Annotated in this window: 15 protein-coding genes; 5 read left to right on the top strand and 10 right to left on the bottom strand. The window is 40.2% G+C overall.

Features of this window, described 5'->3' with window-relative positions; all coding sequences use genetic code 11:
• Positions 1–25: 25 nt before the first annotated feature.
• Complete coding sequence (gene murI, locus FZ945_RS03500; protein ID WP_148802498.1) at positions 26–814, top strand: glutamate racemase; 789 nt, start codon at positions 26–28, stop codon at positions 812–814.
• A gap of 70 nt (positions 815–884) precedes the next feature.
• Here the strand turns inward: murI and FZ945_RS03495 are convergent, their stop codons facing one another.
• The 4 genes from FZ945_RS03495 to FZ945_RS03480 form a co-directional block, all read right to left on the bottom strand.
• Positions 885–1,475, bottom strand: coding sequence for a DedA family protein (locus tag FZ945_RS03495; RefSeq protein WP_148802496.1), 591 nt, complete (start codon positions 1,473–1,475; stop codon positions 885–887).
• A gap of 140 nt (positions 1,476–1,615) precedes the next feature.
• Positions 1,616–2,395 carry a MetQ/NlpA family ABC transporter substrate-binding protein gene (locus FZ945_RS03490; protein WP_148802494.1) on the bottom strand — a complete coding sequence of 260 codons (780 nt, stop codon included), beginning with the start codon at positions 2,393–2,395 and terminating at the stop codon, positions 1,616–1,618.
• A 74-nt stretch (positions 2,396–2,469) separates the two neighbouring features.
• Entirely contained in the window at positions 2,470–3,252 is a 783-nt protein-coding gene (locus FZ945_RS03485; protein ID WP_148802492.1) for a MetQ/NlpA family ABC transporter substrate-binding protein, read from the bottom strand.
• Positions 3,253–3,512: 260 nt separating this feature from the next.
• Complete coding sequence (locus tag FZ945_RS03480; RefSeq protein WP_103599125.1) at positions 3,513–3,848, bottom strand: ArsR/SmtB family transcription factor; 336 nt, start codon at positions 3,846–3,848, stop codon at positions 3,513–3,515.
• A 100-nt stretch (positions 3,849–3,948) separates the two neighbouring features.
• Between FZ945_RS03480 and FZ945_RS03475 the strand changes: the two genes are divergently transcribed.
• The gene (locus FZ945_RS03475; protein ID WP_148802490.1) at positions 3,949–4,908 is read left to right on the top strand and encodes a permease; all 960 of its coding nucleotides are present in this window, start codon (positions 3,949–3,951) and stop codon (positions 4,906–4,908) included.
• Here the strand turns inward: FZ945_RS03475 and FZ945_RS03470 are convergent.
• From FZ945_RS03470 to pbpC, 6 genes are all read right to left on the bottom strand, one after another.
• Positions 4,897–5,571 (bottom strand): methionine ABC transporter permease, encoded by a 675-nt coding sequence (locus FZ945_RS03470; protein ID WP_148802488.1) that lies wholly within the window; start codon positions 5,569–5,571, stop codon positions 4,897–4,899. The two genes, FZ945_RS03475 and FZ945_RS03470, sit on opposite strands and share 12 nt — an antisense overlap.
• A complete protein-coding gene (locus FZ945_RS03465) occupies positions 5,571–6,527 on the bottom strand; it encodes a methionine ABC transporter ATP-binding protein (protein WP_148802486.1) in 957 nt (318 codons plus the stop codon). Before FZ945_RS03465 ends, FZ945_RS03470 begins: the two co-directional genes overlap by 1 nt.
• Before the next feature lie 30 nt (positions 6,528–6,557).
• Positions 6,558–7,544: a diaminopimelate dehydrogenase gene (locus tag FZ945_RS03460; protein ID WP_148802484.1), complete on the bottom strand. Its 987-nt coding sequence runs from the start codon at positions 7,542–7,544 to the stop codon at positions 6,558–6,560.
• A gap of 149 nt (positions 7,545–7,693) precedes the next feature.
• Positions 7,694–10,315 carry a valine--tRNA ligase gene (locus FZ945_RS03455; protein ID WP_148802482.1) on the bottom strand — a complete coding sequence of 874 codons (2,622 nt, stop codon included), beginning with the start codon at positions 10,313–10,315 and terminating at the stop codon, positions 7,694–7,696.
• 121 nt (positions 10,316–10,436) lie between these two features.
• The gene (locus tag FZ945_RS03450) at positions 10,437–15,566 is read right to left on the bottom strand and encodes an alpha-2-macroglobulin family protein (RefSeq protein ID WP_148802480.1); all 5,130 of its coding nucleotides are present in this window, start codon (positions 15,564–15,566) and stop codon (positions 10,437–10,439) included.
• Between the two features lies 1 nt (position 15,567).
• The gene (gene pbpC, locus FZ945_RS03445) at positions 15,568–17,736 is read right to left on the bottom strand and encodes a penicillin-binding protein 1C (protein WP_148802478.1); all 2,169 of its coding nucleotides are present in this window, start codon (positions 17,734–17,736) and stop codon (positions 15,568–15,570) included.
• A 65-nt stretch (positions 17,737–17,801) separates the two neighbouring features.
• On the opposite strand from pbpC, the gene FZ945_RS03440 reads away from it, so the two are divergent.
• The 3 genes from FZ945_RS03440 to FZ945_RS03430 are packed head-to-tail and all read left to right on the top strand — an operon-like array spanning position 17,802 to position 23,014.
• Entirely contained in the window at positions 17,802–19,835 is a 2,034-nt protein-coding gene (locus FZ945_RS03440; RefSeq protein WP_148802475.1) for an ATP-dependent helicase, read from the top strand.
• A 53-nt stretch (positions 19,836–19,888) separates the two neighbouring features.
• Complete coding sequence (locus tag FZ945_RS03435) at positions 19,889–21,085, top strand: efflux RND transporter periplasmic adaptor subunit (RefSeq protein ID WP_148802474.1); 1,197 nt, start codon at positions 19,889–19,891, stop codon at positions 21,083–21,085.
• A complete protein-coding gene (locus FZ945_RS03430; protein WP_148802472.1) occupies positions 21,086–23,014 on the top strand; it encodes a MacB family efflux pump subunit in 1,929 nt (642 codons plus the stop codon).
• Position 23,015 lies beyond the last annotated feature (1 nt).

Below are 23,015 nucleotides of genomic sequence, written 5' to 3'. Positions count from 1 at the left end.
ATAATTGCAGGCTTTAAGGATGGGTATGAAGATAGGTATATTTGACTCGGGGCTTGGCGGACTTAGCGTCTTAAATGAAGCTTTAAGTAAGCTTAGCGAGCATGAATTTTTATATTACGCAGACGTGAAAAATGTCCCATACGGACAAAAGAGCAGGGAAGAAATTTTAAAATTTAGCTTTGATGCGGTGAAATTTCTTGTTAAAAATGGCGCAGAAGCTGTCGTGATAGCTTGTAACACAGCTACAAGCGTGGCGATAAAAGAGCTTAGAGCAAATTTAAGCGTGCCCATCATCGGCATGGAGCCTGCTGTAAAAAAAGCTCACGATCTAAGCCACGATGACGCCTTAAAAACGCTTGTCATAGCCACTCCAGTCACCGTAAATGGCGCAAAACTAAAAGAGCTGATCACAAATTTAAACGCAAAAGATAAAACTGAGCTGCTAGCTCTGCCTCGCCTTGTAAATTTCGCTGAAAAGGCTGAGTTTGAGAGTGAAAACGTGAAGTCATATCTAAAAGATGAGCTAGGTAAATTTGATCTAAGTAAATTTGACTTTTTGGTGCTTGGCTGCACGCATTTTAACTATTTTAAAGATAGCTTAAGAGAAATTTTGCCAGCAAATATAAGCATAATAGACGGCAACGAAGGGACGGTAAAGCGCCTCATAAGCGAGCTTGGGCTTCAAATTTCAAATATAAAATTAACTCCAAATGTAAAATTTTTCTACTCAGGTGACGAGGTGTGCGAGCAAAGTGAGCTAGAGAAAATTTCAAGAAATTTAGCTCGCCTAGAAAAAATGAGAGCGATCAGCTAGGCTAAATTTAGCTAAAAATTTGAGCCAAATTTAGCAAAATACACTAAATTTTATGTATTTTTATATGTATTTATCCTTTTCTTTGCTTCATTATATAGACCGCGCTTATTACCGCAACCACAGTTAAAAGAGCGATCGTGATAGTTAGAAGTATCTGTTTGTCTGGATTTGAGCCTAGAAAGTAGCCGACTCCAAGCAAAACCGCACACCAAATCCCAGCGCCAAGCGTGGTAAAAAGGCAAAATCTAAAAATATTCATCTTAGCAAGCCCAGCTGGCAAGCTGATATACTGACGAATTCCTGGGATAAGGCGTGAGTTGAAGGTCGAAATTTCGCCGTGTTTATTAAAAAATGCTTCAAATTTATCCATCTTTTCGTGGGTGATGCCTACAAATTTGCCGTATTTCAAGATGATCTCACGTCCAAAAAAGTAGCAAAGATAGTAGTTAAAAATGGCTCCAAGCAAGCTACCAAGCGTGCCTGAGATAAAAGCAAGCGCCAAGCTCATCTCGCCTTTATGAGCTAGATATCCAGCTGGTATCATCGCCACTTCGCTTGGAAATGGGAAAAATGAGCTCTCCAGAAACATCATCACAAATATCCCAGCATATCCCCAACTACTCACGCTCGAGACGATAAAATCAATAATGTCATGTAGCATTTTTACTCCGAAAATTTAATAAAGCGAGCCATTGTAGCAAAGCTTTATTTACTAATAGTAACTAACATGGAGTGATAAAATTTAAATTAAATGGGATAGCAAAAATTTATAAGGAAGTAGGGCGAAAGCTCGCCCCGTTTTTAAAATGCAGGTATGACCTCGCCTTTGTAGCGAGTGATGATGAAATTTTTAGTATCAGGGCTAAGAACCGCATCAACTAAAGCTTTGATCTTAGGACTGTTTTCGTTGCCAGCTCTTGTGACGATGATGTTAGCGTAAGGGCTGTTGGCGTCTTCAAGTAAAAGTGCGTCTTTTGCCACGCTCATGCCAAGATCAAGGACGAAATTTGTACTAATAGCAGCGATATCGACATCATCAAGCGTTCTTGGGATCTGAGCGCCCTCAAGCTCGACAAACTGCAAATTCTTAGGATTTTTAGTTATGTCATTTACAGTTGCAACTTTTACGTTTTTATCGATCTCTATAAGACCAGCTTTTTCTAAAATTCTAAGCGCTCTGTTGCCATTTGACGGATCGTAAGCGATAGCCACTTTTGCGCCATCTTTTAGATCTTTTATATTTTTTATCTTTTTAGAGTAAAAGCCAAGTGGCTCAACATGCACGCTCGCAACGCTTACAAGGTGCAGGCCTCTAGCCTTGTTTTGCTCCTCAAGATATGGCAAATGTTGAAAGAAATTTGCGTCTAAGCTACCATCTTCTGTGGCGACATTTGGTATCGAATAGTCTGAAATTTCAGAGATAACAAGGTCATAGCCCTTATCTTTTAGCTTTGGTTTTACAAATTCTAAAATTTCAGCGTGTGGCACAGGCGAGACGCCAACAGTGATAGTGTGGTCTTTATCGGCTGCGTGAAGGCTTAGAGCAACTAAAGATGCGGTTAAAAGTTTGATAAATTTCATTGTTTTTCCTTTTTTGTTTTGGTAAAGCGACGCTAAAAAGGTAAAAGCTTTTACGTCGCTTTTTATAAATTTAATTAAAACGCTGGGATGATAGCGCCGTTATATTTTGTCTCGATAAATTTCTTAACTTCTGGTGAGTTGATCGCTTTATCAAGTGCTTTAGTTTTAGGGCTGTTCTCGTTGCCAGCTTTTACAACTACGTAATTTACGTATGGGCTATCTTTGCTCTCGATCACAAGCGCGTCTTTTGTTGGATTGAGATTAGCATTTAGCGCGTAGTTTGTGTTGATAACTGCGATAGTAACGTCATCAAGCGTTCTTGGCACTTGAGCAGCCTCGATCTCTTCAAATTTAAGCTTTTTAGGATTATCAACTATATCAAGCGGAGTTTTTAGCGGGTTGTCATTTAGCTTGATAAGTCCAGCGCTAGCTACGATGTCAAGTGCGCGGCTCTCGTTTGTTGGGTCATTTGGGATAGAGACAACTGCGCCATCTTTTAGCTCTTTGATATCTTTAATCTTTTTAGAATAAACGCCCATTGGCTCTAGGTGCACGCCAACTGTTTTTACAAGGTGAGTGCCTTTGTTTTTGTTAAATTCTTCAAGATATGGGATGTGCTGAAAGAAATTTGCGTCAAGGTCGCCGTCCTCTGTCGCAAGGTTTGGCGTGGTGTAGTCGTTAAATTCTTTAATCTCAAGTGTGTAGCCATCTTTTGCCAAAATAGGCTTTACAACCTCTAAAATTTCAGCATGTGGGATAGGTGTAGCACCGACGATTATTGTTTTTGACTTGTCAGCAGCATTTGCGCTAACGCTAAGCCCTAGGGCAACTAAAGAGGTAAGAAGTAGTTTTTTCATTTATTATCCTTTTTTAAAATTTGCCAAGCACCAAAAAAGGATAAATTTAAGCTAGAAGGTTAAATTTCTTTTTAAGTGCTTAAGCTTTTTCCAAGCACTTAAAAAGAAATTCTGTGCTTAGAGATTAGTCTTTCGACGACGCGTTTTTTAGTAGGCGGCACATCTGGCACATATCTGATTTCATCTTTTGTCCTTTCAGCTAAAATTAATTTCGCGCATTCTAAATAAATAAAGTTTAAAAAAAAATAAATTTTAGAAATTTATCTTAGACTTTTTATGACACCTCTTGCATTTTTTGAGTTTTTGGCTGCTTTTTCCTCTAAAATATTTTTTAAACATTCCAAAAAATTTGGCAAACAGCAAATATCAACCGAGTAAAAAACATTAAGTCCAGACTTCTCGCTTTTTAAAATTCCCCCATTTTTTAATACCCCAAGATGCTTTGAAACCGTTGCTTGTTCTTTATTTAAAAGCTCGCAAATTTCACCTACGCTCATCTTTTTATCACCCAAAACCTCAACTATCCCGATCCTAACAGGATGAGCCAAAACTCTCATAAATTCGCTTTTTAGCGCAAGAATATCAACATATTGCATTTTTATACCTTTTTTATGATTTTAACTTAAAAGAGCTAAATTTATACTTGACTATATTCCTATATTAGTATATAATCATATAAAAATTTAAAGGTAAAAAATGCTCGATCTTTTTAATCAACACAATATATTTGAGTTTATCAAATTTTTCATACTTTATTTTACAGAGATTTCACTACTATTTTTTTGTGTCTCTTTTTTGGTATTTATCGTATCTGAAAAATTTAGTCAAAAACTCAAAAAACACCTTATAAACACAAGAATTTCAAGCTTTATCAAGGCGTTTTTGGTTGGCGCTATTACGCCGTTTTGTTCGTGCTCTACTATACCGCTTTTAAATGGGTTTTTAAAAAGCGGCGTATCACTTGGCGTTAGTAGCGTATTTTTGTTAAGCTCTCCACTTGTTAATCCTGTAATTTTAACGCTTCTTTTTATGAGTTTTGGGTTTAAATTTAGCATTATTTATTTTACGGTCATTTTTATCTCATCACTTGCTTTTGGTCTTTTGTTATCAAAAACAGATCAAAATCTATTTTTAAAAGATGATTTTTTAAAACCAAAATTTAGCCCATACAATCCAACTAAAGGCTTTGTTTTTACACCCGATAATCAGACACAAGCTTGCTCTTGCAAGGATATAAAAAATAGTAAAAATATTTACAAAATGGCACTTTTAAACTCGGTAAAAGAGTATAAAAAACTATTTTATTACATACTGCTTGCGATGTTTATCGGCGCCGCTATACACGGATTTGTTCCACAAAAGCTTATCTCAAACTACCTTGGTTCTAGCGACATCGCCTCGATACTTATTTCGGCATTGTTTGGAATTTTACTCTATGTTAGAGTAGAAGCGCTAGTGCCAATTGGCTTAGCGCTTCTTGCCTCGGGTGCTAGTGCGGCCGCATTTGGAGCGTTTGTAATAACAGCGGCAGGTGTTAGCCTGCCGGAAATCATACTTCTTAATAGGTTTTTTAAGCCAAAATTTATGGCAATTTTTATCGCTTTTATCTTATGTGTAGCATTAGCATTTGCAATGTTTTTAAAATCATTTTTTTGAAATTTTATAGAGATAGTTGCCTAAAACTTGGAAAATTTGCACCATAATGATGAGAATAACCACGGTGTAGAGCATGATATCTGGACGAAATCTCTGGTAGCCGTAGTTTATAGCGACTGATCCTAGTCCGCCACCGCCAACTGCACCAGCCATCGCTGAAAAGCCGATATTTACGATAAGCGTTAGCGTAAATGCCGAGATGATGCCAGGAAGCGCCTCTACAAACATCACACGAAAGATGATCTGAAATTTCGAGCTACCAAAGCTTTGTGCTGCTTCGATGATGCCTTTATCAACCTCTTTTAGGGCATTTTCAATGAGCCTTGCTACAAAGGGAGCCGCTCCGATAGTTAGCGGAACGATCGCAGCTGTAGTGCCGATGCTTGTACCTACGATCATTTTTGTGACAGGAAAGAGCACGATGATCAAAATGATAAACGGAAAGCTTCTAAGCACGTTTATAACGATATCAAGGACAAAATAAAGCTGCTTGTTTGGCTTTAAGCCGTTTTTGTCTGAAAGTATGAGCAAAACCGCTGGTATTATGCCTATAGCAAAGGCGAGCAGGGTGGAGACGATACTCATATATAGCGTCTCGCCGATAGCTGGCAAAAGTATCCTAGAGAAAACATCTGGAAATTTAGAAAAATCAATACCAAACATCAAGCAACCTCCCACAAAACGCCACTTTGCTTGATGTAGTTAAGCACGTTTTCTTTATCTTTTTCATCTATGTTTATGACAAGCGAGCCAAGGACGTTGTCGTTTAGCTTTTCAAGCTTGCCCCAGACTATGTTAAAGTCGATATTTAGGCTTCTAGCCATGTGCGTGATCACGCTGTTTTGAGCCACTTCTTTTGGGAAAAATAGCCTGATATTTGTCCCAGTGCTTGGCAGAATTTCCACCTCACCCAAAAACTCTTTCATCTTCTCATCTGGCTTTAAAAATAGCTCTTCGATGCTTCCAGAGCCTATGATCTTGCCGCCTTCAAGCAAGATGGCGCGTTTTGCGATCGATTTAACCACCTCCATCTCGTGCGTGACGATGATGACGCTGATGTCTAGCTCTTTGTTTATCTTTTCAAGCAGCTCTAAAATTTGATTTGTCGTGTTTGGATCAAGAGCCGAAGTCGCCTCGTCGCTTAGTAAAATTTTAGGATTTAAAGCAAGCGCTCTAGCGATGGCGACACGCTGTTTTTGACCGCCGCTTAGCTCGCTTGGATAGCTTTTTGCCTTGCTTTCAAGACCGACTAAATTTAAAAGCTCTCTCACTCTTTTTTCAGTTTCATCGCTTTTGTAACCCCAAAATTTAAGCGGAGTAGCGACGTTTTCAAAGACATTTTTTCTAGCCATCAAGGCAAAATGCTGAAATATCATCCCAACATCTCGCCTCAAATGTCTTTGCTGTGTCTCATCTAAATTTTTTATCTCTTGATCAAAGACTTTTAAACTGCCACCTTGATAGCTCTCTAACCCGTTTATGCACCTTAAAAGCGTTGATTTACCAGCGCCACTATGACCCACGATAGCAAAAATTTCACCCTTTTTAACCTCTAAATTTACATCAAAAAGGATCTGTGTATCACCATAAAATTTGGTTAAATTTTCTATTTTTATCACTAAATTTTCCTTATTTTTAACTGCCTAAATTTATAAAATTTCTCGCCTTAGCTCATCAGCGCTCTTTGGCGAAAGAAGTGCTGGGGCTATATCAAATACGCTAAATGCGCCACTCTCACCTCTTTGCGCCAAGCGATATGCTGCTCTGGCGTAGGCTACTAGCACACTTGCTGTAAATTCTGGATTTGAGTCAAGTTTTAGCGAAAATTCTATCAAATGTTTGTTCTCGCCACACTCTCCACTCACTCCGCTTCGCAGTACAAATCCCCCATGTGGGATACCGCCATGCTCTTTTTTAAGCGTCTCCAGATCGATAAAATGCACGCTTGTGTCGTAGTCGGCAAAATAATTTGGCATCGTTTTTATCTCATGCTCTATACGTGCCTTATCAGCGCCGTTCTGCGCCACTACGTAGCAATCACGCAGGTGTTTTTCTCTTGTGGTTAAATTTGGATTTTCCCCAGCGCGTACTCGCTCCAAGGCGCTATCTATGGGCACTGTGTATTGGCGTGCATCTACGACACCTTTTATCCTGCGTATGGCGTCTGAGTGGCCTTGGCTCACACCTTTGCCCCAAAATGTATAGCTGCTGCCATTTTCAAGCACGCTCTCGCCGTATAGTCTATTTAGAGAAAATAGCCCTGGGTCCCAGCCAACAGCGATGGCACCCACATTGCCACCTTTTTTAGCAGCAGCATCCACTGTGGCAAAGTGCTCAGGTATTTTTGCGTGCGTATCGAAGCTATCAACTACGTTAAACTCTTTTGCAAACTCTGGCGTCTGCGTTGGAAGGTCAGTTGCGCTGCCACCGCAAAGGACTAAAACGTCAAATTTGCCCTTGTGCGATAAAATTTCATCCACGCTAAATACTGGTGTGCCACACGTTTTTACATCACTTGGATCTCTGCGGCTAAAAACGGCCACAAGCTCCATATCCTTACTATTTCGCACCGCAAGCTCGACGCCGCGACCTAAATTTCCATATCCTAAAACTGCTATTTTTATTTTTTCACTCATTTTTGATCCTTTAAATTTTAAATTTACATGCAAGATAGTGCAGGGCGATAAATTTTACTTTAATAAGACAATACATTAGCACCCAGGGTAGCGTGGCAACTACAAGCTGCCAAAGATAAAACGCCACCCTTCAACTTTTGCCGCAAAACCTACTCGCCAAGAGCCTTTAGCTCCTCGCATACTTTTTTAAATTTAGCCTCAGCGCTCTGCAAAGCCTCTTTGTTTGTCTCTATAACTTCTTTTGGTGCGTTTGCAACAAAATTTTGGTTATTTAGCATGCCTGAAAGCTTGGCTATCTCTTTTTCAAGCTTTGTCTTTTGAGACCTTAGTCTTGTGATGATACCGCTCATATCAAGCCCCTCAAGCGGGACAAATGCCTCTAAATTTTCGCTCACATCTCTTATTGAGTTTTCTATTTTTTCATCTACAAAGCCGATCTTTTCGCATTTTGCAAGCAGTTTGATATACTCTTTTACCTCGTCAAGGTCTATTTTTTCATTAAATTTAATAAAGGCTTTTGCTATCTTTGAGTTGCCAAGATCGATAGTAGCTTTAGCACGGCGAATAGCCACGATCGCTTCGATAACTAGCTCAAATTTCTTCTCAACCTCTAAATTTCGCTCTTTTACCTCTGGGTAGCTCATCACCATTATTGACTTTGCATTTTCAAGCTGTGTGTCGCTAAGCTCTTGAAATAGATACTCTGAAAGAAACGGCATAAAAGGATTTAGTAGCTTCATCGCCTCTTTAAATATACTACCAAGCTCTTTTACGCTCGCTTTGTCAGCCTTGCTTAGCTCGATACCCCAGTCGCAAAACTCATCCCAAAGGAATTTATAAAGTGTGTTTGCCGCGTCATTAAAGCGGTATGCGTCGATGTTTTCACGCACCTCTCTCACGCACTCATTAAAGCGGCTGTTCATATAAATTCCAAGCTTTGTTTCAAGCTTGATATCCTCTAAATTTGCAAATTTACTCTCATTTAGCATGAGATATTTGCTAGCGTTATAAAGCTTGTTGGTGAAATTTCTTACCTGCTTCATCTTAGTGTCGCTTAGCTTGATGTCGCGTCCTTGAACGGCTAGAAGTGTCAGCGTAAAGCGCAAGATATCGGCGCTATACTCATTTATGCTATCAAGCGGGTCTATGACGTTACCAAGGCTTTTACTCATCTTTCTGCCAAACTCATCCTTTACAAGCGCGTGCAGGTAGATGTCGTCAAACGGCAGCTTGCCAAGGGCATTTTCCCCCTGAAACATCATCCTAGCAACCCAGAAAAATAATATATCAAAGCCAGTTATGAGAAGGTTGTTTGGATAAAACTCGGCTAAGTCGCCTTCAAACCATTTTTCATTTTTTAGCTCAGTTTCATTGCCCCAGCCAAGCGTGCTAAATGGCCAAAGACCAGAGCTAAACCACGTATCTAGCACGTCTGGGTCTTGGTGAATGTTTTTACTTTTACACTTTTTACACTCGCACGGCTCGCCCTCGTCAGCCCACATATGACCGCACTCGTCGCAGTAAAATACTGGAATTTGATGTCCCCACCAAAGCTGGCGTGAGATACACCAATCTCTTAGCTCTCTCATCCACGCATTAAAGCTGTTTATCCAGTGTGGTGGGTAAAATTTAGCAAGACCTTCTGAGACCTTTTGTATCGCCTCGTCTGCGATCTCTTTTTTGACAAACCACTGCTTTGAGATATATGGCTCGACGACGTTTTTGCAGCGGTAGCAGTAGCCTACTTGATTTTCGTAGTCTTCTATCTTTTCGACATTGCCGAGTTTTTCAAGCTCGGCCACGACGATATCTCTAGCCTCAAGCCTCTCAAGACCTGCAAATTTATCGCACTTGTCGTTTAAAATGCCCTTTTCATCAAACACGGTGATAAACTCAAGGTTGTGTTTTTTGCCTACCTCGTAGTCGTTTTGATCGTGCGCAGGCGTGACCTTAACAAGGCCTGTTCCAAACTCCATATCAACGTGCTCGTCCGCGATGATCTCGACCTCTCTATTTATGATAGGTAGCACCACTTTTTTGCCGATTAAATTTTTATAGCGCTCGTCATTTGGATTTACCATTACCGCCGTATCACCAAAATATGTTTCAGGTCTAGTGGTCGCAACAACAACAAATTCGCTTGGCTTATCTGCAAAGTAGTATCTCAAATGATAAAGCTTGCCTTTATTTTCTTTGTGTTCGACCTCGATGTCAGAGAGTGCGCCATCATGCGTACACCAGTTTATCATGTAGTTTTTCTGGACTATCAGACCCTTGTCGTATAAATTTACAAAGGCTTTTTTCACAGCTTTTCTTAAGCCCTCATCCATAGTAAATCTCTGGCGTGACCAAGCTGGAGTGATGCCTAGTTTTCGCATCTGATGGACGATCATACCGCCGCTTTTTTCCTTCCACTCCCACACTTTTTCTACAAATTTTTCACGGCCAAGCTTTTCTTTTTTGATCCCTTGAGCCAAAAGCTGCTTTTCAACGACGTTTTGAGTAGCGATACCAGCGTGGTCGAGGCCTGGCTGCCAAAGCGTCTTGTAGCCGTCCATTCTTTTGTAGCGAGTCATGATATCTTGGAGCGTGAAGGTTAGGGCGTGTCCGATGTGAAGCGAGCCAGTCACATTTGGAGGTGGCATCATAATGCAAAATTTACGTCCATCTTTTTGGATATCTTTGTTTGCGTCTATCTCGAAGTATCCGCGTTCTTCCCAAATTTTATAAAATTTGTCTTCTATCTCTTTTGCATTGTAAAATTCTGCCACTTTTATCTCCTCAGTTTCGTTTAAAAAATGCTTAATGTTATCTAAAATTTGTTTAAAAAAATCTTTGCAAAAGTGGGGAAATATGGGCTTGGGGCGGTTAAACGCCCCGGAGTTTAAATAGCTATTTGACGTTAAAGCTTTTTACGGCTAGGTCGTAGTCGTTTTGTCTTTCGTTGTACATATTTTCAGTTGTGACTGCGCCAAGAGAACATTTACCGCCAAGTCTTACTCTATAAGGTGTGTAAAGCACGGCGTCTTTTTCGTCGCTAGCAAGCGTATAAAAGCTTAGCACGCGGTCATCTTTTATGCTTTTATACTCAACTTGCAAGCTGTTTTTTAAGCTCTTGCTAAAGTTGCTTAAATTTTCATTTATCGGCTCAAAGCAGCTACTTACGATCTCGTTTATAACGCCGTTTTTAACCATTGTTTTTGAGTTTATCACCACTTTTGAGTAGATGACGTCATTTACTTTTAGACTGTCAAGACCCAGCTCTTTGCCTTTTTCATCAACAAAAACGCGATAGATATCAAGCTCTTTTGGCTCGATCTTATGCCTAATATCAAGCGGCAAGTAAGCGTAGCTTAAGATAGTCGCATAAAGCTTGTTTGAGCCTAGTGGAGCGATGCTAAATTCGCCATTTTTTGTAGTAAATGACGTGCTTAAAAGACCGTCAAATTCTTTGCTTTCGCCATTGTAGCTAAGCTTAAATTTGTTATTTTTCTCGCCGCTATCTTTGCCAAAGTATGCATTTAGCGCTCTTAGCGTAAATGCACGCTCCTGCGTTGAGCTAAGCTCATTTAAATTTGTGATTAAGAAATTTGCAAGATCATCTGAGTAGTCGTCTTTTTCGAAGTATTTTGCGTGCAAGTATAAGATAAAGGCGTTATCTCTCATCTTTGAGCCAAAGCTAGAGTACTCTTTGGTGTAGTCGGCTGCTTGAGCATTTTTGATATCTTTTAGCGCGACCTTTGCCTCGTCATTTAGGCCGTTTAGCTTTAGAGCTGCTGCCATTAGGTATTTATTGAGGGCTGTTTTATTGTAGGCTTTGTCGTCGTAAATTTTATTTAAGATCGATTTGTCAGCCATATTTGCACGTGAGCTTACATAAAGGGCGTAAAGTGCCTCAAGGTCATTATTTGCGTATTTTAAGAGAGAGTTTAGCGCATTTTGTTTGACGCCTTTGCTTACCTCATATCCAGCCTCGCTAAGATCAAGTAAAACATCAGTTGCAAAGATGCTTGCAAATGCGTTTGTCTCGCCTAGATCGCTCCAGTAGCCAAAGCTGCCGTCTGGTTTTTGCATCTTAACTAGCTCATCTATGCCACTAACGATAAATCTCTTTTGGTCGCCCTTTTCAAGCTCATCTTTTGATTTTAAATTTAAAAGCGCAAGCAGCCTTGAGCTCCTTTGCTCTGTGCATCCGTAAGGATACTCTACTAAATTCTTTGAAGCTGCCAAAAGCACGCTTGAGACCGAGCTTGACGCATCAATACTCACATCGTGATAGCCTTTTGGAAGTGAAATTTTACTCTCTTTGTCAAAGACACTGCTCTTTGCGTAGGTGCTGATCGTATAAGGGCTAATGACGCCTAGTAAATTTTGAAGCGTTTTTGAGCTATTTTTGTCGCTTACTGTTATATTGTATTCGCCAGCACCTGTTTCAAGGGCTGAAATTTTAAGCACAAACGCCTTGTTTTCAAGCGGCTTTAGGTTGGCTTTTTCTTGCGTTTTGATGTTTAAATTTTTGCTTGTTACGATGTTTATAGTAAGGTTTTTGTCCGTATTTGTTGTATTTATAAGCCTTAAATTTGCGCTTAATTCATCGCCTTTTAAAAGATAAACTAAAGCGCTTGGCTTAATGATCACATCATCTTTTACTTTTATCTCGCTATTTACGGCGTTCATTGCAGTTGCGTCATTTGCCACAGCATCTACTCTAACAGCGCCGTTAAAGCCATTTGGCGTTTTAAATTCGTATGAAATTTCGCCTTTGTCATCCGCTTGAAGGCTCACTAAATTCGCATAAGTTTTTACATTTTTGCTATCAACTGGGCTTGCGTGTTTTGCCATTTTCGCCGCCACAGCCATCGCCGCGGCATCACCGCCAAAGCTTAGCGTTTTACCCTCGACCTTGTAGTTTGTGAGCATATTATAAATGTCGTAGTCAAAGACGCCATCAGGTAAAATTTTGTCAAAAAACTTAAGCGGATCGGCTGGTTTTTGTGATGTAATATCAAGTACGCCGACATCTGTAATAAATAAATTTACATAAGCTTTTGGCTTTGTTTTTAGTGAAATTTTGATATTTTCATCGCTCTTTGCACTTTTTGGCGCATCAAGAGTAAGCTCTATCTTTCTTGAAGATTTATCGCCGTTTGCATAGACCTTGCCGTAGGTTCTAAACGGAGTTAGCCCAGCGTCAGTCATGCGGTAGATATTTGCACTCACGTAAAGGCCATTAAAGTCAAAGTCTAGCTTAAATTTAACATTTGCTGAGTTGTTTTTGATCTTGACGACCTTGTAGGCTTTGACACCTGCATCTTCAAGCGTGACAAGTGCGATACCTTCTTTTATGGCTGAGCTTATGTCTGCGCTTAGCTCGTCGCCTTTTTTATAGACGCTTTTGTTTAGCTTGATCTGAGACTTGCTAAGCTCTTTTGTAGGGGCTAGGGTTGAGTAGTTGTAGCCGCTTACATCGATGTCTAGGCTCGTGCTCGCACCACTTACTAAATTTGTAGCAGTGATGACGTATGAGCCACTTTGCGTAAATTTATAGCTAAACTCGCCACTATTTTTATAAAAACTATCCACATCTTCAAGTGTTTGGATCCATTTTATATAGCCGTTTGCGTCCCTTTGATACTGCCATGAGACACGTTTTATATCAAATTTCAAATTTGACTTCACTGCCTTTTGGCTTGGCATATCAATGACGACTGTTCTTATCTTTACATCTTCGTTTGGATCAGCAAATGCCGTGCTAGCAGCGATGCCAACCATATCTTTATAAGGATAGAGCGTAAAGCTTTTTGCGTCACTTACGTTTTTGCCATCGTCATTTACGTTGAAATTTATGACACCTTTTATTATCGAAGGTGCGTTTTTGGTGTTAAAGCTAAGATCTATCATCTGGCTTGATTTGCCATCTTTTGAAAGAGTTAGATCATTTTCTATGCTTGGATAGGCAGCCGCTTTTAGGGTGTCGTTTTTAAATTTATACTCTTTAAAATCGCTATTTTTATACTCATCATCAAAGAAGCTAACCTGCATACTGCCAGCTAAGTCGCTAGCTGCTCCGCCAAAGAGATAACTACTTGTTAAATTTACCTTTACTAGCTCGTTTGCAAAGAATTTATCAGCGTCTATGGCTATGTCATTTTTTATCTTGTTTGGCACGAAGCTCTCGACGTAAAATGGCACACTCGCTATCACTTTGCTAGCGTAGATTATCTGCATGTTAAATCTACCGCTTAAATCGCTTAAAATTTCTTTTTCGAAATTTATCATGCCAACATCATTTGTATTTTGCGTGATCTGGGCACTACTTTTGCCTTGCGGATCGATAAATTTGATCTTAACTGGCATATTTTTAAGCGGGTTAAAGTCCCTATCTCTTAGATAAATTGCTCCTTTTAAGCTCTCGTTTGGTCTTATGATATTTGAGGCAAAATGCGTGTAAGCGTCAATGCTCTCGCTTGGATTTTGACTGATGAGCTTTGCTTCATTTAGCGCTTCACCATCTTTTATGATGAGGAAATTTTGCTCCTTGCCAAGTGAGACGACGACTGATGAGATCTCTTTGTAGATATCTTTTTTGTTAAATTTAAAGACGCCAACATCATTTGTCGCGCCAACTGCGATCTCTTCGTTTCTTTTGCCATAAATTTTTACATTTGCATTTGGTAGCATTGTGTTTTCGCCAAGGCGGTTTGCAAAGACGAAAATTTCATCCTTACCAAGCTTTGCATTTATGGCGATGTCGCTTAGATAGACGACCTTTGAGACGCTCTTATCTTTGCCGTAGTTTAAGCTTATCTTATAAATTCCGTCTCCTGCTCCTGCAAAGTCAAGCTTGATCTTGTTTAGTGAAATTTCGTTTAATGCGCCTTCTAGCTTGTAGCTTTTGCTTGCTACTTTTGAGCTAAAGTTGCTTAGATCTTCGCTATTGTCGTTGAAATTTAAAAAGTATCTAAAATTTTGATCGCTTAACTTTTCAACGCTCACATTTAGCTCAGCTAAATTTGCACTTCTAATGCCGATCTCGCCCACGCTTGAGATGTAAGGCTCTTCGTTTGTGAAATTTGCAAATGGAGTGAAGTTGCTAGCGACCACCTCGTAGGTTTTGGCCTCTCTTACGACATTTCTATCATCTCCAAAGCCCGGTTTTATAGTGATCTCGTAGCTATTTTGTGGCTTAAACTCATCGCTTGTGATATCGATGTAATAATCAAACTCCTCAAGCTCAGAATTTGGCGCGCTATTTTCATCATCATTTTTATATGCCACGTCGCTTATGCTAAAGCTTTTTACGCCTTTTATCTTTATAAATTTCTTTAGATTATTATCATCGCTTAGCCACTCTTTTAGATAAATTCTAAATGCTAAGATGCCGTTATCAAGGCTAGTTGGATAAATTTTAGCTATCTCAAAGCTTTTAGCTTCAGCGTTTATATTTATGCTCTCACTGCTTACTTGCTCACTAAATTTAATCGCGCCATCGCCTGCAAGTTTAGCGCCAAATTTACTCTCAAAATTTTCTCCAAACTCAAAAGTAGGCTCGCTTATATTTTTATCAAGATCAAGCTCAAAGCTGTTTTGAGAGAGCTGCAAGGCATTAAAACTTGCACCTTTTACGGCTATTTTTTTTACAAGCTCATCACTAACTTCGTCATTAAATTTAAGGACAAATTTACTATCAGTGAGCTTTTCTATCTTCTCAAGCGCAAATTCTTTCGTCTCAAAGCTAGCGCTGCTGCCATTTTCTAACTTACAGCTGTATTCAGTACCTGCGTGCATATTTTTTGTAAAAAGTGTAAGGCTTTGAGCGTTAAATTTCACCGTGCCACTTAGTGCTGGCTCGCACGAGATAAGCTTTTTCTCGCTTAGCGTGCCTATGAGATTTTTGCTAACATCATCTTCTAGCCCAAATTCCACGCTTAAAGGCGACTTCACCTCGACATTGCCATTTAGACTTAAAGCATATAAATTTACTGCTCCTAAAAGTGCTAGAAGTAGCGCTTTTTGCTGCATTTTATCTCCTTAGTTTTATTGTTATTTCACTTTGATTTGAGTTTTGATCAAGGCATTTTAAAGTGTGCTCGCCAAGAGTTAGATCTAGCCTTTTTTCACTTGCATTTTCTATCTTAGAAAAGTTCAAATCATCCACTTTTAGGTAAATTTCATCACCTAAAAACGCGTAGCATTTTAGCATAATTTGTGTTACATTTTCATCTGTCACGATCTCTTCGCCGTCATACGGATAGGCAAAGACTGGCTTTTTATCTTTGTAAACTTCAGCGCAAGGGCTATTTTTGACCTCGTCTTTGTCTAAAAAGCCATTTTTTATCAAAAACTCAAGCTCCTCGCCCCTTAAACTCTCGCACTTATCTTGCAGTTTAACTCCAACTATCATATCATCAAGCGCCGTTTTTTTGCATGTTTCATAACTAAAAGCATCAAGGCAGGTTGGCACTTTTTCAATGCCATCTGGCTCGCTCATAAACTCTAAATTTTGCCTTTGCGCCGTGATCTTAAACATATCAAAAACGATCTTTGAAACGTCATTTAGCCCAGTTAGCTTGTCAGTTTTTTCGGCGTTAAAGTTGCCCACCCAGACGGCTATCGTGTAGTTTTCATTGACACCTATGGCGTAAAGATCGCGTGAGTTTGCGCTAGTGCCAGTTTTAAAGGCGATCTTTGGCGTATTTTGCGCGTATTGCCAAGCATTTTTTAGATATGATCTTGAAGCTTCGCTCATCATTTTAGCAGTTAGATAGGCGCTTTGAGGCGAGATGAGGGTTATGTTTTTGTCTTCATTTTTGTAGTTTTTCCCAGCAAACTCAAGCGGCCTATAAACGCCATTATTTGCGTATATCGTATAAAGATGCGCAAGATCAAGCAGGCTCATCTCAGCACTGCCTAAAACTATCGAAGAGCCGTAAAACTCCTTGTTTTCATCAACTAAATTTACCTTTTCAAGCAGCTCATAAAGCGAGTTGTCTTTTAGCTTTAAGTCTAAATTTATGACTGGGATATTAAGGCTAAAATTTAGAGCGTCCTTTGCGCTTACAAGCCCCAAAAAGTCGTTGTTAAAGTTCTTTGGCACATATTCATTTACATAAATTTGCGTATCTATTAGCTGCGAATTTGGCGTGATAAGACCGCTATCAAGCGCAAGAGAGTAGATAAAAGGCTTTAGTGTGCTGCCTGTGTTTCGCTTCATATTTAGGGCCGAGTTTTTGCCATCACGCGCACGCTCATCATGAGAGCCGATAAAGGCAACAACGCTCATTTTTTTATTGTCAATGACCACAGCTGCGGCGTTATTTGCATTTTTAGCCTTTAGCGAAAACATCGCATCTTTTAAAATTTTAAGCATATCTTTTTGCAAATTTAGATCCAAACTTGCCTTTACGATTTGGTTTTTAAAAGCGACATTTGCATAATCATTTGCATTTACAACAGCTCTTATCCTTACATTTTTAAATGGCTCAGCTTGAGCTCTTTTAAAGGCACTAAGATCGATTAAATTTGCCTTATAAAGTATCTTTATGACCCTATTTTTTAGGGCGTTTATGTTTGAGACGCGGTCAAGTCTATTTTTATTTGGATTTTTAGGTATCGTGCTTAAAAGTGCGGCCTGAGCGTAGCTAAGCTCGTTTAGCTCTTTGCCAAAGTAAAAGAAGCTTGCCGCCTTTGCTCCCTCGATATTACCGCCATACGGGGCTAAATTTAAGTATAAATTTAAAATTTCATCCTTACTAAAGTGAAGTTCAAGCTGAAATGCTCTAAAAATTTCTCTTATCTTATTTTTATAGCTTCGATCTCCAGGCTCCAGCATCCTGGCTACTTGCATCGTGATAGTGCTGGCCCCTATGCGGTTGTCGCTTTTTATGTTGTGAAAAAATGCTCTAAAAATGGAGGCAAAATTTACGCCAAAATGGTAGTAAAAGTATCTATCTTCAAAGAGCACGACGCATTGTTTTAGCGAGTTTGGGAAGCTTTGCTCGTGAAATCTCCAAATTCCGTCGCTACTAAGCTTCATATTTATAATGTTTCCATTTTTATCAAGCAAAATTTTGGCTTCGTCTTTTTTGAGCGCATCTAAATTTAGTGGATAAATTTGATCTAGTATCAAAAAAATAGCGACCATTAAAGCCAAAAATAGGGCAAGGAATTTTAGAAATTTAAACTTTTTCATCGGCGTGATTATAGCTGTTAAAGTTTAAGTAGCTATAATTAGGCCTTTTTAAAAAAGAGGAAACAATGCCCTTATCTAGGTTAAACAAAGAACAATACACCGCCGCAACTGCGCCATTTGGACACAATCTCATCATCGCCTCAGCTGGCACTGGCAAGACTAGTACGATTGTCGCTCGCATAGCTCATCTTTTAAATTTAGGCGTTGCGCCAGAGAAAATTTTGCTTCTAACTTTCACTAACAAAGCAGCCAGCGAGATGATAGAGCGCTTAAATAGGTATTTTGATAAACAAGTCACCTCCAAAATCACCGCAGGCACCTTCCACTCGGTCTCATTTTCGCTTTTAAAAAGCCTTGATAAAGGCGTCACGCTAAAGCAGCCAAGCGAGCTAAAGACGCTTTTAAAAAGTCTTGTTGAGAGGCGTAAATTTTACCATTTAAGCGACGTCAAGCCTTACGGCGGAGCTTATCTATACGACCTTTACTCGCTCTTTCAAAACAGCGAGCAAGGCACAACTTTTGGCAAGTGGATAAGAGAGAAAAGCGAAGAGCAGGGCGTTTATGCTGAAATTTATGAAGATGTCTTAGAGGAGTTTGAGGCCGAAAAGGCTAAATTTTCTTACGCTGATTTTAACGACCTTCTCATAAAAATGCGCGACGAGCTAAAAAATGGGGCAAATTTAGCTTATGATGAAATTTTGATCGACGAGTATCAAGATACAAACACGCTTCAAGGCAGCCTAATAGACGCATTTAAGACAAAGAGCCTATTTTGTGTGGGCGATTTTGACCAGAGCATCTACGCATTTAACGGCGCAAATATCGAGATCATTGGCTCATTTAAAGATCGCTTCCCAAACGCAAATATCTACGCTTTAAATGTAAATTACCGCTCAAGCTCAAGCATACTTGCCCTTGCAAATAAGGTCATAAATAACAATCCAAGGCTTTATGAAAAGCACCTCACAGTTAGCCGCGAGGGAAATTTCAAGCCTCCAAGACTACTTGTCTATAACGAGCTTTTTGATCAGTATCAAAATATCGCTGACATCATCTCATTTTCGCCATTTAATAGAGAAAATATCGCCATAATTTTTAGAAATAACTCATCAGCGGACGGCATCGAGGTTGCGCTAAAAGAGAGAGGTATCGGCTCAAAGCGAAAGGGCGGGGTGAGCTTCTTTGAGAGCCGTGAGATCAAGGCACTCATCGATATCATGGGAATTTATGTCAATCCAAAAGATATAATGGCTTTTATCCACATCTGCGAGTACGCAAAGGGCGTTGGCAGCGCAGTTAGCAAGGAAATTTTTGACGCACTTCTTAAGCTTGGGCATGGAAATTTGATAAAAGGGATAGTTGAGCCAGACGAGAGCGTAAATATCTCATCAAATAAAAGGCGAAACTACCAGTTGGGCCTTTTTGACGACCTTGACGAATTTGCCGAGGTTTCGAGGTTTTCTAAGCTTGGCTTTAGTGATAAATTTCTGGGTCATCCAGTGCTAAAACTACAAAAGCTAAGCGAGAGTGGGGCGCAGTTTTTATATGAAATTTACAACTTTTTAAAAGGCATGAGAAATATCTCAAAGCCAGCCACGATGATAAATGAGATAAAAACTAGCAAAATTTACTCGTTAATCGTCGAAAACATCAGCACAAAAAGGGCAACTCTAAAAAATGGCAACGTCGATCTTGCTCTAAAAGAAGAGGTCAAAGAGCGCATAATGGCAAAGAGCGTGGTGCTAAGCGAGCTAGCTAAAAAGTATCAAGATATCAGTAAATTTTACAACTTCTTAGCCCTTGGCAGCAACGAGATGAGCGAAGGGCAGGGCGTTAGCTTGCTTAGTGTGCATGCGAGCAAGGGGCTTGAATTTGACCAAGTCTTCATCGTCGATCTCGCGCAAAATCGCTTTCCAAATTTAAAGCTAATGAGCATGGGCGGCAGCTTAGAAGAAGAGAGACGGCTCTTTTACGTAGCAGTAACAAGGGCTAAAGACGAGCTATATCTTAGCTATGCAAAATACGACAAGATAAAGAAGGTGACCTACCAGCCAAGCAGGTTTTTGATAGAGGCTGGCATGGCAAAAGAGGAAGCTTAAAGAGTATTTACTCTTGTGAAGTAGAATTTACCAATTTTTTACAAAGAGAAGCGATGAAAAAAACTAAAATTTTAATAATCCTGCTTATTTTAGGCGTCGGTGGATATTTTATCTACGATAAATTTTTTAAGGTAAAAGACGAAAAGGTAGAGTTTATCACCAAAAAGGCAAAGAAGGGTTCATTTAGCAAAAAGGTCGATGCCACTGGAGAAATTTTCGCCACCGAGCTAATCGACGTGGGAGCTCAGGTGAGCGGTCAGATAAAAAAGCTCTACGTTAAGCTTGGAGATCAGGTAAAAAAGGGCGATATGATCGCAAGTATCGATAGCTCTACCCAGCAAAATAGCATTGATAACAAAGAAGCTCAGCTAGCCATCTACAAAGCCCAGCTTGAAAGCGCAAAAGTAGCTCTAAATATCGCTAAAACGCAGTTTGATAGAGAAAATGCACTTTTTGCCAAAAACGCCACTTCAAAGCAAGAATTTGAAAGTGCAAAAAACACTTTTAGCGCAAACAGCGCCAAGATAAAGGAGCTTGAAGCACAGATCAAACAGACAAATATCGAGCTAAGCACCGCTAAGATAAATTTAGGTTACACAAAGATCACCGCACCAAGGGACGGCACCGTTGTAAGCGTGCAGGTTGAAGAGGGTCAAACTGTAAATGCCAACCAAACTACACCAACTATCGTAAATATCGCCGATCTAAGCCGCGTCAAGATGAAGATGCAAATAGCAGAGGGCGACATCACCAAGATAGAAGTCGGCACGCCTGTTGAGTACTCGATACTTTCTGAGCCAACGAAGAAATTTCAAACGACTGTTAGCTCGATCGACCCAGGGCTCACCACACTAAGTGATGGCAGCTACGGCTCAAGTAGTAGCAGTAAGTCTTCATACTCAAGTAGCTCTAGCAGCAGCTCGGCGGTCTATTACTACGCGCAAAGCATCGTTGATAACAAAGATGGAATTTTAAGAATAGGCATGACCACGCAAAACGAGCTTTTAATAGCAAACGTCGAGGACGCCATCATCGTGCCAAGCATCGGCATCAAAAAAGATGAAAACGGCACTTTTGTCTATCTGCTAAAAGATGGCAAAGCTGTAAAAACAGCGGTCAAAACCGGCATAAAAGACAACCTCGATACGCAGATCATCAGCGGTATAAACGAGAATGACGAGATCATCACATCTCAAGGCTCATCAAGCGAGATCGCTAAGATGATCGCAAAAGAACATAAGAAGTTTTAAGTGATAAGCCTAAAAAACATCACTAAAAGCTTTAAGCTAGGCGATAATGAGATAGAGATCTTGCATGGCATAAATTTAGAGATAAAAAAGGGCGAATTTATAGCCATCATTGGTCAGTCTGGCTCTGGCAAATCAACCCTTATGAACATACTTGGCTGCTTAGACAGCCCAAGTGGTGGGCAATACCTGCTAGATGGCAAAGATATATCAAAATTTGATAGCGACGCACTTGCTAAGCTTAGAAGGGATAAATTTGGCTTTATCTTTCAAAGATATAACCTTCTTAGCACGATGAACGCCCTTGAAAACGTAGCGCTACCAAGCATCTACGCAGGGGCAAACAAGAGCGAGCGAGAGAAAAGAGCTAATGAGCTTCTTGGCTCACTTGGACTTAGCGAAAAAGCGAAAAATTTGCCAAACAAACTTTCAGGCGGACAGCAGCAAAGGGTCTCCATAGCAAGGGCACTGATGAATGGCGGCGAGATCATCTTAGCAGACGAGCCAACTGGCGCGCTTGATAGCAAAAGTGGTCTTAGGGTGATGGAAATTTTGGTTGATCTTTACAAAAAAGGCCACACTATCATCATCGTCACGCACGACCCAAAAATCGCTGAGTATGCTAGCCGTGTGATCGAGATAAAAGATGGCAACATCGTAAGTGACAATGTCAAAAATAGCAAAATTTACGAGGCTGCAAAGCAAACTCAGCCAGAAAAGAGCAAATTTACCTACTATAAAGATCAGCTCATAGAGAGCTTTAAAATGTCGGTAAATGCGATGCTAGCTCACAAACTAAGATCGCTTTTAACCATGCTTGGCATTATTATAGGTATCACCGCGGTCATTAGCGTCGTGGCCCTTGGCAAAGGCTCGCAGGAGCAAATTTTAGCTGGCATTAGAAAGATCGGCACTAACACGATCGATATCATGCCAGGCAAAGGCTTTGGCGATATGCTCTCAGGCAAGGTAAAAACGCTCTCCATAAGCGATGCAAACATGCTTGCTAAGCAGTCCTTTCTGGACTCAGTCACGCCAAATACAAGCACCTCAGGCGTGCTAACTTATGAAAATATCTCGCTAAGTGCGAGCCTAAAAGGTGGTGGAGTAGGGAGCTTTGACGTAAATGGGCTAAAGCTAGAAGAGGGCAGAATTTACGATGATGACGAGGTTTTAAACTCTGATTCAGTCGCTCTAATCGATCAAAACACCAAAAATAGCATCTTTAAAAATGATGATCCTATCGGCAAGATCATACTTTTTAACAAAAAGCCACTTCGCATTATCGGCGTTTTGCAAAAGGATGATTTTAAAATGGGCGACTCAAGCACGCTTAAAATTTACGCCCCGTACACGACCGTGCTAAACAAGGTCACAGGAGATAAATTTATAAGCTCGGTCACCGTCAAAGTAAATGAGGGCGTCAATGCGCAAATCGCCGAAAAAACACTAACTGAGCTTTTAGAGATCAAGCACGGCAAAAAGGACTTTTTTACAAGAAACTCAGACAGCATCAAGCAAACGATCGAAGAGACCATCTCGACCATGCGCCTGCTCATCTCAAGCATCGCCGTCGTCTCGCTCGTAGTTGGGGGCATAGGCGTCATGAACATCATGCTAGTCTCAGTCACCGAGCGCACCAAAGAGATAGGCATAAAAATGGCGATCGGAGCCAGACAGAGCAACATCTTGCAGCAGTTTTTGATAGAGGCGGTGCTACTTTGCCTTATCGGCGGAGCCATCGGCATCGTCCTATCCTACGCGATCGGCTACATCTTTAATAACTTTTTAAACGGCTTTAGCATGATCTTTTCAAACGGCTCGATCGTGCTTGCACTTGTCACATCGATGGCGATTGGCATCATCTTTGGCTACATGCCTGCCAAAAATGCCTCAAAACTAAATCCAATAGATGCGCTTTCAAGGGAGTAAT

The organism is Campylobacter concisus, from assembly GCF_902460535.1.
Lineage (GTDB): Bacteria > Campylobacterota > Campylobacteria > Campylobacterales > Campylobacteraceae > Campylobacter_A > Campylobacter_A concisus_AS.
The sequence above is the reverse complement of the archived record's forward strand: the minus strand, read 5'-3'. Positions and strand labels throughout refer to the sequence as shown.